12 protein-coding genes are annotated in these 15212 nt (G+C 74.3%); 6 read left to right on the top strand and 6 right to left on the bottom strand.

All coding sequences use genetic code 11. The features are described 5' to 3' along the window. Nucleotides 1–38 precede the first annotated feature (38 nt). Together ADY59_RS31995 and ADY59_RS31990 are read right to left on the bottom strand one after the other, a co-directional pair. Nucleotides 39–1994, bottom strand: a complete 1956-nt coding sequence (locus ADY59_RS31995; RefSeq protein WP_049570016.1) for an ABC transporter permease — start codon at nucleotides 1992–1994, stop codon at nucleotides 39–41. Beyond that, a complete protein-coding gene (locus ADY59_RS31990) occupies nucleotides 1991–2668 on the bottom strand; it encodes an ABC transporter ATP-binding protein (RefSeq protein WP_049570012.1) in 678 nt (225 codons plus the stop codon). Before ADY59_RS31990 ends, ADY59_RS31995 begins: the two co-directional genes overlap by 4 nt. A gap of 91 nt (nucleotides 2669–2759) precedes the next feature. Here ADY59_RS31990 and ADY59_RS31985 point away from each other — a divergent pair, with 91 nt between their 5' ends. Together ADY59_RS31985 and ADY59_RS31980 are read left to right on the top strand one after the other, a co-directional pair. Further along, nucleotides 2760–3407 carry a response regulator gene (locus ADY59_RS31985; protein ID WP_197093955.1) on the top strand — a complete coding sequence of 216 codons (648 nt, stop codon included), beginning with the start codon at nucleotides 2760–2762 and terminating at the stop codon, nucleotides 3405–3407. Nucleotides 3408–3475: 68 nt separating this feature from the next. Next, a complete protein-coding gene (locus tag ADY59_RS31980; protein ID WP_231618998.1) occupies nucleotides 3476–4159 on the top strand; it encodes a DUF4328 domain-containing protein in 684 nt (227 codons plus the stop codon). Nucleotides 4160–4191: 32 nt separating this feature from the next. Here ADY59_RS31980 and ADY59_RS31975 read toward each other — a convergent pair whose 3' ends face one another. The 3 genes from ADY59_RS31975 to ADY59_RS31965 are packed head-to-tail and all read right to left on the bottom strand — an operon-like array spanning nucleotide 4192 to nucleotide 8635. Continuing rightward, complete coding sequence (locus ADY59_RS31975; RefSeq protein WP_049570006.1) at nucleotides 4192–4758, bottom strand: hypothetical protein; 567 nt, start codon at nucleotides 4756–4758, stop codon at nucleotides 4192–4194. A 32-nt stretch (nucleotides 4759–4790) separates the two neighbouring features. Next, nucleotides 4791–8369 (bottom strand): DNA polymerase III subunit alpha, encoded by a 3579-nt coding sequence (locus tag ADY59_RS31970; RefSeq protein ID WP_049570002.1) that lies wholly within the window; start codon nucleotides 8367–8369, stop codon nucleotides 4791–4793. Beyond that, nucleotides 8369–8635, bottom strand: a complete 267-nt coding sequence (locus ADY59_RS31965; protein WP_049569999.1) for a DUF6504 family protein — start codon at nucleotides 8633–8635, stop codon at nucleotides 8369–8371. Before ADY59_RS31965 ends, ADY59_RS31970 begins: the two co-directional genes overlap by 1 nt. 200 nt (nucleotides 8636–8835) lie before the next feature. Here ADY59_RS31965 and ADY59_RS31960 point away from each other — a divergent pair, with 200 nt between their 5' ends. Continuing rightward, a complete protein-coding gene (locus ADY59_RS31960; protein ID WP_082310562.1) occupies nucleotides 8836–9783 on the top strand; it encodes a hypothetical protein in 948 nt (315 codons plus the stop codon). A gap of 6 nt (nucleotides 9784–9789) precedes the next feature. After that, a complete protein-coding gene (locus ADY59_RS31955) occupies nucleotides 9790–11412 on the top strand; it encodes a serine/threonine-protein kinase (protein WP_049569995.1) in 1623 nt (540 codons plus the stop codon). On the opposite strand, the gene ADY59_RS31950 is transcribed toward ADY59_RS31955, so the two are convergent. After that, on the bottom strand, nucleotides 11409–12020 hold the full coding sequence (locus tag ADY59_RS31950) for a TetR/AcrR family transcriptional regulator (protein WP_049569993.1): 612 nt from the start codon (nucleotides 12018–12020) through the stop codon (nucleotides 11409–11411). The genes ADY59_RS31955 and ADY59_RS31950 overlap by 4 nt on opposite strands. Nucleotides 12021–12093: 73 nt before the next feature. On the opposite strand from ADY59_RS31950, the gene ADY59_RS31945 reads away from it, so the two are divergent. Beyond that, on the top strand, nucleotides 12094–13734 hold the full coding sequence (locus ADY59_RS31945) for an ABC-F family ATP-binding cassette domain-containing protein (RefSeq protein WP_049569992.1): 1641 nt from the start codon (nucleotides 12094–12096) through the stop codon (nucleotides 13732–13734). Next, complete coding sequence (locus tag ADY59_RS31940) at nucleotides 13725–14597, top strand: Vgb family protein (RefSeq protein ID WP_049569989.1); 873 nt, start codon at nucleotides 13725–13727, stop codon at nucleotides 14595–14597. The genes ADY59_RS31945 and ADY59_RS31940 overlap by 10 nt, the downstream gene beginning before the upstream one ends. The last annotated feature ends 615 nt before the right edge of the window (nucleotides 14598–15212 follow it).

The following is a 15212-nucleotide window of genomic DNA, read 5'->3' as shown; positions in this document are numbered from 1 at the left end:
CGCCGGCCCACCCGGGTTCGCGGACAGCGCACTCGGACTCAGTCGGGGCGTGGCGCCGGATCGGTGGTGACGGAGCGGAGCAGGGGGCGGCTGAGCGCGCCGGCGCCGAGGACGCCGCCGAAGCCGAGCGCGACACACACCAGCAGCATGACCAGCCCGTTCGCATTGGGGGCGCCGAACAGGAACGGGGTGGCGCAGAAGGCGCCGACCACGATGGAGCCGCCGCCCATGACCGTGAGCGGGACGAGGGTCTCCGTCCGCCGGGCGCGGTCGAGCACCGTCAGCGGGGTGCCCGCCAGGCGGAGCAGTCCGTACGTCTGCCTCCGGTCCAGGATGGAGGAGGCCGCGGTGATGCCGGCGCTGGCGATGGCCACCAGGAACGACACCGACAGCACCACCACCGTGCCCACGCCCACGTCGGCGAGCAGCTGGGTGCCCATGCGGTCGTCGTCGGCGCCCGTGGTGAGGGTGCGGCCGGGCACGAGGCCGGTCAGCACGGTGCGGCCCCGGTCCAGGGCCGCCGGGTCGTCGCGGTCGGCCACGGTCACCGCGACCACGTCCTCGGAGTGCTTGACGGTGGCGCGGACGCCGGCCTTGCCGAGCAGGTCGCGGGCCCGGTCGGCGACCGCCGACGGCGAGCCCTCGGCGACGACGACGCGTAGCTGGCCGGGGACGGCGTCGCCGGCGAACGCGCCGGGGCTGAGCAGCGCGAGGAACCCGGCGACGAAGCCGGTCATCGCCACGCCGCTGACCGTGCGCCAGGCCGAGCGTGGGTCGTCCACCAGCCGCCGCCCGGCCAGCAGCCGGGCGGGCCCCCGCGCGCCGCGGGCGGTGATCCGGCCGATGATCCCGACCACCCACGGGCCGACCAGGTTCACGGACAGGAACGCCAGCCCGATCGCCACCGCGACGATCGCGATGCCGCTCTCCCGGCTCAGCAGCGGGAACACGGCCAGCACCGCCAGCAGGACGAGCACGCGCAGGAAGCGCATGGCGGGTGGCGTCTCCCGCTTGGCCACCCCGAGCGGGCTGACGACGACCCGGCGCAGCCCGGCCACCGCCGACAGGCCGACCAGCAGCGGCACCGCGACGATCGTGGCCCCGAGCACCGGCAGGTCCGGCCACAGGTCCGCGGCGAACCAGGGCCCGCCGCCCATCCGGATGCGGGTCAGCAGCGGCAGGGCGAGCGCGTAGGCCACGGTGCCGGCCAGCACGCCGGCGAACGCGACGATGACCGCCTCGGCCACCGTCATGCCGACCACCTGGCCCGGTGTCGCCCCGATCAGCCGCAGCGCGGCCAGCCGCTGGTCCCGCCTGGCGACCGTCAGCCGGGCCGCCGCCCCGCCGAACACCAGCAGCGGCACCACCATGAGGATGCTGCCGATGAGCGCCAGGACGCGGTAGCCCTGGGAGTCCATGGACGGCTCCCCCGCCAGGCCGCTCACCCGGACGGGAGCGGCGTCGGCTCCGCGCGGGGCGGTCATGACGGGCGCGTCCGGGCGGTGGCCGACGACGGCGACGAGTTCCTCGGGGTGCACCAGCGCCTCGTCGCCCAGCACCCCGGTCATGGCGGGGAAGCGCGCGGCGAGCTGCCCGGCGGGCAGCTCCTCCGCCAGTTCGGCCAGGGCGGGCGAGAAGAACGCCTCACCGGGCGCCGGGAAGCGCGGCAGGCCTGGCGGCAGGGACGGCACCGGCGGCACGGACGGCACAGACGTCGACGGGCCGAGCGCGGCCAGGTCGACGATGACGATCTCGCGGTCGCGCACGTAGTCGAGGCGCGACCCGGCCATCGCGACCGCCTGCTGCCCCTGGGCCGCCGCGACCGGGTTGCGCCAGGCGCCCCGCTCGCCCCTGGCCTCGAAGGCGAAGTTGGCCGTCACCGCGAACAGCAGCAGCGCCGTCGACACCGCCACCGCGCCCAGCGTGAGCCAGGTGCCGAGCATGCCCCGGCGGCCGCCCCCCTTGAGCAGCCGCCACGTCAGGTCGAGGTTCACGCGGGCACCCCGCCCGCCAGGAGCCGGCCGTCGCGGACCTCGACGGTGCGGTCGCACCAGCCGGCCACGTTCGGGTCGTGCGTCACGACGATCAGGGAGGCGCCGTTGTGCCGGGTCGCCTCGACGAGCAGGCGCATCGTGTCGTGGCCGGTCGTCTGGTCCAGCGCGCCGGTCGGCTCGTCGGCGAACACCACCGCCGGCTTGGTGACCAGCGCCCTGGCGATCGCCACCCGCTGCGCCTGCCCGCCGGACAGCTCGCCGGGCCGGCGCGTCTCCATGCCGTGGAGCCCGAGGGGCCCGAACCACTCGCGCGCCTGCCGTACCGCCTGGGCCCTGGCCACGCCGCCGAGCATGAGCGGGAGCGCGACGTTCTCCTCGGCGGGCAATTCCGGCAGGAGCTGCCCGAACTGGAACACGAACCCGAACCGGGTCCGGCGCAGCGCGCTGCGCTCCCGCTCGCCCATGGCGTCGATGCGCTGCCCGAGCAGGTGCACCTCGCCGCCGTCGGGCTTCATGATCCCGGCCAGGCAGTGGAGCAGGGTGGACTTGCCGGAGCCGCTCGGCCCCATGATCGCCACCGCCTCCGCGGCCCGTACGGTGATGTCCACGCCACCGAGGGCCACCGTCTGCCCGAACCTCTTGGTCAGGGCCAGTCCCGCAAGCACGTCGTTCATGTGGGAAAGCCTCCCGCCGGGGCGGGGTGCGGCGGATCGGCCTTGTGACCGGTTACGCCTCGGCCGAACGGCTGATCCTAGAGTTGGGGCCGTGACTATTCGGGTACTCATCGCCGACGACCAGCAACTCGTGCGCACCGGCTTCCAGATGATCCTGGACGCCCAACCGGACATGGAGGTCGTCGCGGCCGTCGCCGACGGCGCCGGCGCGGTCGCCGAGGCCAGGCGGCTCAGGCCGGACGTGTGCCTGCTCGACATCCGGATGCCCAAGCTCGACGGGCTGGAGGCGACCCGCGTGCTGGCGGGCCCCGGCGTGGAGAGTCCACTGCGGGTGGTCATCGTCACCACCTTCGACCTGGACGAGTACGTCTACGGCGCGCTGCGGGCGGGGGCCACCGGGTTCCTGCTCAAGGACAGCGGGCCGACGCTGCTGGTGGAGGCGGTCAGGGCGGCGGCCGGAGGCGAGTCGCTGGTGTCGCCGTCGGTGACCGTGCGGCTGCTGCGGCACCTGGCGCAGCCCCAGCGCCGCGCCGTCGCGCTGCCCGAGCCGCTGACCGACCGCGAGCTCGACGTGGTGCGCCTGATCGCGCGCGGGCGCACCAACCAGGAGGTGGCCGCCGAGCTGTTCGTGTCGCTGTCGACGGTGAAGACGCACCTGGGCAGCATCTTCGCGAAACTCGGCGCCAGGAACCGGGTGGAAATCGCGGCTTGGGCGTGGGAATCGGGGGTCGTGAGCTGATTAACCGAGGTGCCCGCGGGATAGAAGTGAAGGCAGAACCTCAGCGCATGGCCCGGGGGGAGAACATCGTGCGCTTTGCCCAGGCACCGCCCGTCAAAGCGGCCAACGCCGTCTACCTCACGCTCGCCGCGCAGGTCCTCTCCCTGAGCGCTCTGGTGATCTTCGAGCAGGTGCGCGGGCGCAGCCTCGCCGCCCAGCTCGCCGCGTACGGCGGCCGCCCGCAGGGGGCCGACGCCGAGGCCGTCGTCGGGGCGGTGACGGCGTTCGCGGTGCTGATGATGCTCGCCAGCGGCGGCGCCGTCGCCGCCGGGGCCGCCTACGTCACCTGGCTGGTGCGCGCCCGGCAGGTCAACGACCCGTCCGCGGCGACCGGGCCGGTGGCCGTGGCGTGGCTGATCCCCGGCGTCAACCTGGTGGCCCCGGCGATGCTGGTGCACGAGGTCTGGCAGGGCGCCCGGCCGCCGGCGGGCGAGCGCCCGCGCTGGCTGGCGCTGGTGTCGGGGTGGTGGCTGAGCTGGCTGACGGCGCTGGTTCTGCTCACGATCGTGCTGCCGCTGGACTCCGCCGAGGGCGACCTCACCGGGATCGGCGTCGCGCAGCTCGCCTGCGTGGCGCTGGCCGCCCTGCTGTGCGCGGCCACCGTACGGAAGATCACCCAGGTGCAACGGTCGGCCTGCGCGGAGCGGGAGGCTCCCGAGCCGGTGGCGGCGCTGTCACCGTTCACGCCGCCGGGTCTCGGCAGCGCCACCTGACCACACCACCCGACAGCGCCACCAGACCGCGCCTAGGCGCGCGGCCACATGGCGTCGAGCCTGGCCGCCGTGGCCCGGTAGGCCTCCTCCACGGCCGGGGTGAGCACCACGTCGCCGCCCGGCCCTGCGGCGGCCAGGTATTCGCGCAGCACGATCGACTCGGCGGTGTCGGCCAGATCCAGCAGCCCGCTGATCCGCGCGGCCACCGCCACCAGCTCGGCCCCCGCCTCACCGCCGTCGGCGGCGCCGCGGGTGAGGGCGCCGAGTGCCGCGGCGGCGGCCGACAGCGTCGCCACGTCGACCGGGTCGACGTCGACCAGGCGCAGCGGCACGTGCTCGACCCGGCCGCACGAGGCGTAGACCCGGCCCGCCAGCCGCGCCTCGGCCGCCCAGCGGCCCTGCGTGAGCGCGACGGCACGCCACAGCCGCCGCAGCGCGGCCAGCGCGGCCCCGCCCGACAGCGGCTCCGGCAGCGCCGTCCCGGCGTGTTCGGCGGCCCGCAGGGCCAGCAGCAGCCTCTCCAGCCGCCCGACGGCTCCGGCCAGCTCCTCGCCCAGATCGGGCACCAGAACCGCGCGGGGACCGGGATCCAGCGTCATGACCGTGACGGTACACAGACCGCCCGCCCCCGTCACGCGGCCGTCGGCCCGGAACTGCCGGGGCTGGCGTGCCAGAGGCGGCGCGGCGGCTCGGTGATCGCCGGCCCGAGGTCGGAGTACGGCGACAGCCTGAACCCGTTGGCGTACTCGATCGCCCGCCCGCCGACGCCGCCCCGGTCCTCGGGGGTCTCGGCGAGGATCGCCCGGACCGCGTCGAGCCCGCGCGAGCGCCGGACCGCGTCGAGGTCCACCAGGTTCCAGCAGTCCACGGCGCGCATGGAGACGGCCCGGGTGCCGGTGCGCCTGACCACCCCCCGCACGACCATGAGCCACGACCCGAACACCGTCGAGGCGCACCTGCCCTGCACCGATTCGAAGAAGGTCAGGTCCACCGGCCCTGTCGAGTCGTCCAGCGTGACGAAGACGATGCGCTGGCCGGAGCGGATGGCGGGCGTCTGGGTGGCCACCTTGACCCCAGCCACCAGCACCTCGGCGCCGTTGCGCAGGCTGAGCAGGTCCTTGGCGCGGGTCACGCCTAGGGCGTCGAGCAGTTCGTCGTGGAAGCTGATGACGTGGCGGCTGACGTCCATGCCGAGGATCTCCAGCTCGGCCTCGACCATCTCCGTCTCGGTCATCTCGGGCAGTTCGCCGGGCGCGATGTGCTCGGCGAACCCGAGCGGGAGCTGCACGGCGGCGGCGAGGTGCAGGTGGCGTTCGGGGGCGGCCTGCCGGGGCGTGTAACGCCTGGAGGCGCGCGGCCCCGACCGGACGCCGCTCGCCGAGGTCCGTTCGAGCACGCCGACCTGGGCGATCAGGTCGCGTCTGGTGAGCTCGCCGGGCTTCCAGCGGGGCCCGCCGGGGCGCAGGCCGTGCAGCGCGTCGAGGCCGCCGACCTGGACGATCCGCTCCAGCGTCGGCCTGGAGGGGCGGGCCCGGTCCCAGAAGTCGGCGAGCGAGGTGTACGGCTGGCCCGCGACCATGCGCGCCACCTCTGCCTCGCTCACCCCCTTGACCGCCGAGAACGGCACGCGCAGCGCGTACCCCTTGCCGATCTCCTCGATCCTGAAGGCGCGCCGCCGGGGCGGTTCGTCGCCGCCGGCCAGGTCGGCGGGGTCGACGCGGAGCTGGAGCCGTTCGACCCGCCAGTCCTTGGCGGACTTGTTCACGTCCAGCGGCAGGATCCGCACCCCGCACTGGCGGGCCTCGTCGATGATGACGCGTGAGGGGTACATGCCGGGGTCGTGCGTCAGCACCCCGGCGAAGAACGCGGCCGCGTGGTGCCGTTTGAGCCACGCCGACTGGTAGGTCGGCAGCGCGAACGCCGCCGCGTGCGCCTTGCAGAACCCGAACCCGCCGAACGCGTCGAGCACCTTCCAGGCCCGCTCCACGGCCGCGTCGTCGAACCCGTTCGCCCTGGCCCGCGGCACGAAGTGGCGGCGCACCCGGTCGCGGCCCTCGGGCGTGCCGAGCGTGCGCCGCAGCGTCTCGGCGTACGACAGGTCCTGGCCCGTCATCACCGCGATGATCTTCAGCACCTGCTCGTGGAAGACCACCACGCCGTGCGTCTCCTTCAGCGCCCCGTGCAGCCTCTCGTGCGGATAGTACGGTTTGCGCCACCCGTGCCTGGCCTCCAGGTAGGGCGTGACCATGTCGGAGTTGACCGGTCCCGGCCTGAACAGGGAGATGTCCACGATCAGGTCGTGCATCTTGCGCGGCTCCAGCTTGGCGACGAGCTCGCGCTGGCCGGGCGACTCGATCTGGAAGCAGCCGAGGGTCCGCCCGGCGCAGATCATGTCGTACGTCTCCTGGTCGTCGTGCGGGACGTACTGGACGCCGGGCTCGTCCCCGCTCTGCGTGTCGAGCTCGACGACGACGTCGTCCACCCGCTTGATCTCGCCGAGCGCGTACGCCAGCGCCGACTGCATCCGCACGCCGAGCACGTCCAGCTTGAGCAGCCCGGCCTCCTCCACGTCGTCCTTGTCGAACTGCGACATGGGGAACTCCAGCAGGCTGCGCTCCACGGGCGTGCGGTCGCGCAGCCCGGAGTTGCCGACCAGCACCCCGCACGGGTGCAGCGCGATGTGCCGGGGCAGCCCGTCGAGCTTCTCCGCCAGGCGGAACACCCGGTCCAGCCCGGCCTCGCCGAGCCGGCTCTCGCGCAGCTCCGGCAGGTCGCGCAGGGACGCGGTGATCTGCATGGCCCTGATGTGCGGGAACGCCTTGGCGATCGCGTCGATCTCGTGCGGCGGCAGCCCCATGGCTCCGGCCACGTCGCGGATCGCGCTGCGCGCCCGGTAGGTCTCCATCATGGACACGCAGGCCACCCGCGACTCGCCGTAGCGGTCGAAGATCGCCTTGTAGCAGTCGAGGCGGCGCGCGGACTCCACGTCCACGTCGATGTCGGGCAGCCCGACGCGGCCCTCCGACAGGAAGCGCTCCATGAGCAGGCCGTGGTCGAGCGGGTTCACCTCGCCGATGCCGATGAGGTAGTTGACCAGGCTGCCCGCGCCGGAACCGCGGATGGCGCAGCGCACGCCCATCTCGCGGATCATGTCGGTGATGCCGGCGACCGCGATGAAATATCCGGACAACCGCTTCTTCTCGATGATGTCCAGCTCGGCGGCCAGCCGCTCGCGCGCCTCCCGGGACCGATCCAGCCCGCGCTCGGCCAGCCCGTCCTCGACCCGGTGACGCAGCAGCGGCACCGGGTCGCGGCCGATCTCCGGCAGGTGCAGGTCGGGCGGGCTCTTGCGGAGCGCGAGCAGCTCGACCGGCTCCATCGCGCACGCCTCGGCGACCTGCCGGGTGGTGCGCAGCAGCCGGGCGATCCGATCCTGGTCGCCGCCGCAGATCTTGGCGGCCACCTGCAGCATCTCCTTGCCGCTCTTGAGGTAGGCGTGCGAGGTGGTGCGTTCCAGGTGGCGCGGGTGCAGCGGGACAAGCTGGCGGGCCGCGTCGAGCACGTCGCCCACCTGGTGGTCGGCCGGGTCCAGGTAGCGCGCCGCGTTGCTCAGCACCGCGGGCACCCCGGCCGACTCCGCCAGCGCCAGCATCCGCAGCGCCGTCGTGGCGTCGCGGAACCCGTACTGGTCGACCACCTCGACCACCACGCCGGGCAGCGCGTCGCGCCAGAGCCCGAGCAGCATGCGGGCGCGGTCGTCGCGCCGCTCGGCCATCGCCCGCCCCACGTCGGAACGCGGCCCGAGCAGCACCACCAGCCCGCCGTCGCCATCGTGCTCGCCGATCAGCTCGCGGCTCACCCGGGGGTCGCCGCGCTCGCCCGCGTAGTGCGCGGCCGTGACCAGCCGCGCCAGCCGCGACCAGCCGTGCGAGCGCGCCAGCACGGTCACCCGGTCCTGCGACGCGGGACCGGTCCGCGGCCTCTTCTCCGCCGTCGGGGCGAGCGCCAGGTTCGCCCCGAACACCGGCGAGATCCCCGCCTCCGCGCACGCCTGCGCGTGCTTGACCGCCCCGTACAGCCCGTCGCGGTCGGTCAGCGCGAGAATGTCCATCCCGTGCTCGGAGGCCCGCGCCACCAGCGCCTTCGGGAACGCGGTGCCGTAGCGCATCGAGTACGCGGAGCTCACGTTCAGGTGCGGGAACGGCGCCATCAGTCCCACGCTCGCAGCAGCAGCCAGCCGCCGCTGGCGGTGTCGAACCTCAGCTCGTACGAGCCGACCTCGCGCCCGGGGCTGGCCTCGACCCGCCAGAACCGGCGCTCACCGGGGTCGCCCTCGCCGGTCTTCCACCACTCGCGCGCCACGACCCAGTGGTCGAGCACGCGCCGGACGAGATAGAGGCGATCGCGCCAGACGAACTGGGTAGGCTCCCCGTCCCTGGTCCACACCTCTATCGGATCGCCATAGAGTCTGCTCAAGACGCTTCTCCCCGCGGCTCTCGTTCTTCCTGCTGAGCCACCCGGGGGAAGGCGGGCGCTGATGAATCGAACATATGTTCTTACGCCCCCTGAACGCAAGTCGCCGGGGCCGGTAGGGGCTTCCTCCTCCCCCGCGCGGGGGAGCGGTCTGCCTCTGTGCGGGGATTCGCGGGCCGGGCCGCCGGAGCAGGATCGGCTCCATGGAAGGCACACGGCCCGGCCCGCTGACGGGCTTCGCACTGGGACTGGCGCTCCTGTACGGGGCGGTCCGCACGTACTGGCAGCTCGGGCACATGCCGGAGCGGCTCTCGCCGATCGGGCCCGACCTCATGGTGTTCACCGGGTGGTGGGCCGTGGCGCTGTGCGGGGCGGCGGCGCTGCTCCTGGCCGTCATGCTGACGGCGAACCTGGCGGGACGGGCGCGGGCGGCGGTGCTGACGGCTTCGTGGGCCGTCGGGGCGGCGCTGATCGTGGCCGGGGCGCTGCTGCTGCTCGACGTCGTCGGCGGGATCCTGCCCGGCCTGGGCATCCCGGTCCACCCGCTGGGCGCCGCCAGCAAGGCCGCCTGCGTGGGCACGGGGGCGCTGCTGCTGCGGGCCGCGTCCACGTACCGGCGGCGTACGGGAGGGCACGCCCTGCCGGCGCTCGCCGGCACTCCCCGGTGGGCCTACGCGGCCGCCTACACCGCCGTGGCGGGCTGCGCGGCCAGGATCGCGGCGCAGGCCGTCGTCGGGTTCGGGGAGACGCCGTTCGGCGACGGCGGGATGGTGCTGTTCGAGGGCGGGTTCCTGCTGGCCGGGACCGTGCTGCCGCTGGCGCTCGTGCACCGGTGGGGCCGGGTGTGGCCGCGCTGGGTGCCCTGGCTGGCCGGCGGGCGGGTGCCCCGGCCGCTGGTGCTGTGGCCGGCCGCGGGCGTGTCGGGCGGGCTGGTGGCCTACTTCGGCACGGGGCTCGGGCAGATGGTGTACGAGCGGCTGAACGGGCGCAACCCCTTCCCTCCCGAGGGCGGCCTGGCGCTGCCCGAGGCGTTCTTCTGGGTGTCGGTCCCCGCCTACCTGGTGTGGGGGGCCGGGCTGGCGGTGGCGACGGTCGCGTACGCGCTGCGTACCCGCGCCACTGCACACGAGGGTCAGCTGTCGGTAAGCTGACCCGCCGTGAGCGGTGATTCCTCCCAGATCGGGCGCTACAGACTGCTGAACGTGCTGGGCAGGGGCGGGATGGGCACGGTCCATCTCGCCGAGGACCCCTCCGGGCAACAGGTCGCCATCAAGGTGATCAACCCGGAGTTCAGCCAGCACGAGCAGTTCCGCATGCGCTTCCGCAGGGAGGCCGACGCCGCGCGCCGGGTGCGCCGCTTCTGCACGGCGGCGGTGCTGGAGGCGGCGCTCGACGGCGACCAGCTCTACGTCGTCACCGAATACGTGCCCGGCCCCAACCTGGAGCAGGCCGTCCAGCAGTCCGGCCCGCTGCGCGGCTCCAGCCTCGACGCGCTGGCCGTCAGCGTCGCCACCGCGCTCACCGCCATCCACGGCGCCGGGGTGGTGCACCGCGACCTCAAGCCGTCCAACGTGCTGCTCTCCCCCGTCGGCCCGCGGGTGATCGACTTCGGCATCGCGCGGGCGCTCGACACCCTCGGCGGCGTCACCGGCACCGGCGAGCTGATCGGCACCCCCCGCTACATGGCGCCCGAGGTGCTGCGCGGCGAGGCGGTCTCGCCGGCCTGCGACGTGTTCTCGTGGGGCTGCCTGATCGCGTACGCGGCCGGCGGCCGTTCGCCGTTCGGCGGCGAGACGCTGCCGGCGATCGTCTACCAGGTGCTCAACACCGAGCCGAACCTCGACGACGTCGAGCCGGGCCTGCGCGAGCTGGTCAGGGCGGCGCTGCACAAGGACCCCGCCCTGCGGCCCACCGCCCAGCAGCTCCTCGACCACCTCGTCGGCCGGGCGGCCGGGCCCGAGCAGGTGGCCCAGACCGTCCAGGTCGCCTGGCAGCGCGCCACCACCCCGCTGACCGGGGCCGGCGCGTACGCCCCTCGTCCGCATCGGGGCCGGCTGTACGCCGGGATCGCGGCGGCGGTGGCGGTCGCCGTCGGCCTCGGCGTGGTCGCCTGGACCGCCCTCGCCTCCGGCGGGCCGCCGGACCTGGCCGTCCTGCACCGCGAGGACTTCACGCAGACCTCCGGCGGCTGGTCGGGCACCTACGACGCCGAGGCCGACGCCAGCTTCGGCTACCGCACCGACGGCACCTACGGGCTGGACGTCAAGCAGGGCGACGAGGAGAACTGGGCCGAGGCCGCCGTCCCCTTCCTGACCGCGACCCCCACCGGCACGCCGGAGCCGTCCGCCACCCCTACCCCGATGATGCCCGAAACCGTGCTCATCGCCGTGAGCGCCGAGGTCAAGCAGGTCACCGGCAGCGGCGAGTACGGCCTCTACTGCCACGCGGCCGAGGACGGCACCTACTACGAGTTCGGCCTCGACACCACCGGCCACGCCCGGATCAGGCGCATCTGGGACGGCTCGGGCGGCACCCTGGCCCAGGGCGAGGCGGGCACGCTGGAGGGCAAGGTCCGCATCGAGGCGGCCTGCGAGCAGACGGGGAAGGCGGTGCGGCTCTCCATGTGGGTGAACGGCGACCGCGTCGCCCAGGCCGACGACCCGAACGGGATCGGCAACGGCACGGTGGGCCTGTTCGCCCGCATCCCCAAGGACAGCGAGTCGCTGCTGAAGACGACCTGGGACGACTTCGAGCTGCGCGGGGCCCGCGCACAGCCTTAACCGTGCGGTTCGGCCCGTGCCGCGAGCACTCCCGCGCGGGCCGCCGCCAGTGCGGCGTCTGCGGCGCGGTCGGCGTCGGCCCGCGTCACCGGCTCGTGGGCGACGAACAGCCGGTAGTAGATCGGCGCGACCGCCACCCTGATCACCTCCAGCACGTCCACCGTGTCCGGTAGTTCGCCGCGCTCGACCGCCCGCCGCACCACCCGGGACGACTGCTCGTGGCGGGACTCGAAGAAGTCGTGCAGGGCGCGGGCCGCGTCGGGGTTCTGCATGGCCGCCGCCACGAACGCCGACGACACCGGCCCCAGCTCCGGGTCGGCGAACCCGTTCTGCACCAGCCGGGCGACGCCGCGCAGGTCGCCCTCGATGGTGCCGGTGTCGGGGATCGGCCACGGCTCGGCGCCGGCCAGCTCCAGCGCGTCGGAGATCAGCCCTTCGACGCTGCCCCAGCGCCGGTAGACGGTCGTCTTGTGGACGCCCGACCGCTCGGCGACGTTCTCCACGGTGAGGCCGCGGAAGCCGTGCTCGGCCAGCTCGGCCAGCGTGGCCCGGCGTACGGCGTCGCGCACCCTGGCGCTCCGCCCTCCCGGGCGCTTGCTCGTCTCCAAAAACTACTCCAGTTGCGTTTGCCGGGCGGACGTGGGAAGCTAAAGCTACCTCAGTAGCGATTGGAGCTCCACCCTGACCATCCTTCGAGACGTTTCCAAGTCGTACGGCCTGCACCGGGTGCTGGCCGGCGTGTCGGTGTCCGTGCGGCAAGGCGAGCGCCTGGGCATCGTCGGCGAGAACGGATCCGGCAAGTCCACGCTGCTCCGCCTCCTGGCCGGGGCCGAGCGGCCGGACGAGGGCGAGGCCGTGCCGGCCGCCGACGCCGGCTACCTCGGCCAGACGCTCGACCTGCCGCCCGGCCACACGGTGCGGCAGGCGATCGACGCCGCCCTGGCCGACCTGCGGGCCATGGAGCGCCGGATGCGCGAGCTGGAGTCCGACCTCACCTCCGACCGGATGGAGGAGTACGGGGAGCTCGTGACCGCGTTCGAGACCCGGGGCGGCTACGAGGCCGACGCGCGGGTCGACAAGTCGCTGCACGGGCTCGGCCTGACCCACGTCGGGCGCGACCGGGTGCTGTCCAGCCTGTCGGGCGGGGAGCAGGCGCGGCTCGGCCTGGCCTGCCTGCTGGCGGCCTCCCCCGAGACGCTGCTGCTCGACGAGCCGACCAACCACCTCGACGAGTCGGCGCTGACCTGGCTGGAAGAGCGGCTGCGCGACCATCGCGGCACCGTCGTCGCCGTCTCGCACGACCGGGCCTTCCTCGACCGGGTTGCCACCTCCGTGCTGGAGGTCGAGTCCGGGGCCGTGACGCGCTTCGGCGGCGGCTACACCGGCTTCCTCGCCGACAAGGCCGCCGCGCGCGCCCGCCAGGAGCAGGCCCACCTGGCCTGGCGTGAAGAGGTCCGCCGGGTGCGCGAGCACGCCGCCACCACCGCCCACCGCGTCGCGGCGGGGCGGGCGATGCGCGACAACAACAAGATGGCCTACGACCGCAACGCCGGGCGCGTGCAGAGTTCGATCGCCAGCCGCGTGCGCAACGCCCAGGAGCGCCTGCGCAAGCTGGAGGCCGACCCGGTGCTCCCGCCGCCCCGCCCCCTGCGCTTCCGCGGCGCCTTCGACCTGTCCCACCCCTCTCGCGCTCACGCCACCGCGGGCCAGGCGCCCTCCGCCGGCCTTCCCCGCCAGGACCGCACGGGTGCGACGCCTGCGGAGGAGCCGGCCGCCGGGCCCGGCCGGGTGCTTGTGGAGGTGCGTGACGTACGCGTCGGCGATCGGGTGGTCGTCGAGCGGTTGAGCATCGCGGCCGGCGACCGGGTGCTGATCCACGGGCCCAACGGCGCGGGCAAGTCCACGCTGCTGCGGGCCCTCGCCGAGCAGGCTCGCGGGGCCGTGGGCCACCTCCCGCAGGAGGTCGCCTACGATCCGGCGCTGCCGGTGCTGGACGCCTACGGCCGCGGTCCCCGCCATGAGCGCAGAGGGGCGCTGCTGGCCACCGGGCTGTTCCGGTCCGAGACGCTCGACCTCCGGGTGGGAGCGCTGTCCGTCGGGCAGCGACGCCGGTTGGCGCTGGCGACGCTGCTGGCCGGCGAGCATGACCTGCTGCTGCTCGACGAGCCCACCAACCACCTGTCGCTGACGCTGGTGGAGGAGCTGGAGCAGGCGCTGGACGACTATCGGGGCGCGCTCGTCATCGTGTCCCACGACCGCACGCTGCGCCGCCGCTTCCGGGGCGCCGCACTGGAGATTCCGGGGGAACTCGCATGCAGGTAACCAAGATCGACGCCGGTGCGCCGTACGGCATCGCGACCGGAGCCGGCGGGGCGTTGTGGTTCACGCTGGTGCACGAAGGCCGCATCGGCAGGCTGCTGCCCGGCGGCGAGCCGGTGATCCACCAGCTCAGCCCGGCCGACGGCGGGCCCACCGTGATCACGCCCGAGCCGGGCGGGGAGGCGATGTGGTTCACCGAGTTCCAGGGCGGCCGGGTCGGGCGGATCGACGCCACCGGGGAGGTGACCTCGTTCGAGGCCGACTCTCCCTACGGCATCGTGGCGGGCGCCGACGGGGCGATGTGGTTCACGTCGATGCGGGCCGACACGATCGGGCGGATCGACGCCGACGGGAAGGTCAGCGAGTTCGCGGTGCCGGTTCCCGGAGGCATGCCGTCGGGCATCGCCGCCGGGGCCGACGACGCCCTGTGGTTCACCCTCAATCAGGGCAACGCGGTCGGGCGGGTCTCGCTCACCGGTGAGGTGAGCGTCCACCCGCTGCCGACGGAGGGCGCCGCGCCGGTGCACATCACCGACGGGCCCGACGGCGCGCTCTGGTTCGCCGAGATCGGCGCGGGGCAGATCGGGCGGATCGACGTCACGGGCAGGATCGACGAGTTCCCGCTGCCCGATCGCGCCTCCCGGCCGCACGCCATCGTCGCCGGGCCCGACGGCGCCCTCTGGTTCACCCTGTGGGCGGCCAACCGGCTGGGCCGCATCACCGTCGACGGTGTCATGGAGGAGCACGACCTGCCCTCCGTCCCCGGGGCCCCCGCCGAGCCGCACGGCCTCACCCTCGGCCCCGACGGCGCCATCTGGGTCGCCCTGGAGGCCGGCGCCCTGGCCCGCCTCCAGCCCTCGACGTAACGGGGCGCCCCTCGGGCCCAAGGTGCCCGGCTGCGGGAGTCAGCCCGTTGAGCGCCCGAGGGCACCTCGCACACAAGCGGACACACCACAACGAACGGCCATCGCCGTGGGCGCGTGAAGACCGTGCAGGCAGCACCCACGCAGCCGGACGAACCGCCCGCGCGCCGAAGGTGTCACGCCCTCCCGCACCGCCTCGGTCTCCACGGTGTGCGCCCACCCGCCTGCGGCCGCCTCAGCTTCCCGTGTGCCGCCGCCCGCTTGTACCGCCCTCAGTTGCCCGTCTGCGGCCGCCCGCTTGTACCGCCCTCAGCTCCCGTGTGCGGCCGCCCGCTTGCGGCCGCTCCCGTCTCTACGCTGTGGTCCGCCCGCTGGCATCGCCATCGGACCGGCCCAGGGTTGCGCCGCCCCTCGACGTGCACCGCCCCTCGGCGTTCTCTCCCCTGGGCGGACGCTGCCCTCGGGTCTCCTCCCCCCGGACGGGCACTGCCCTGCGGCCTTCTCCCCCCGGCGGGCACTGCCCGCGGGGGGGGGGGGCTGGCTGTCTCTTTTTCACCACTGACGCTGCCGGCGAAGAGGGTAGTGGAGGATTTCGGGGGGGGCGGCACCTTTACAAAA

The organism is Nonomuraea sp. SBT364, assembly GCF_001083785.1.
In the GTDB taxonomy this organism is placed as follows: Bacteria; Actinomycetota; Actinomycetes; order Streptosporangiales; family Streptosporangiaceae; genus Nonomuraea.
This window is presented reverse-complemented; position numbering and strand designations above follow the sequence as displayed.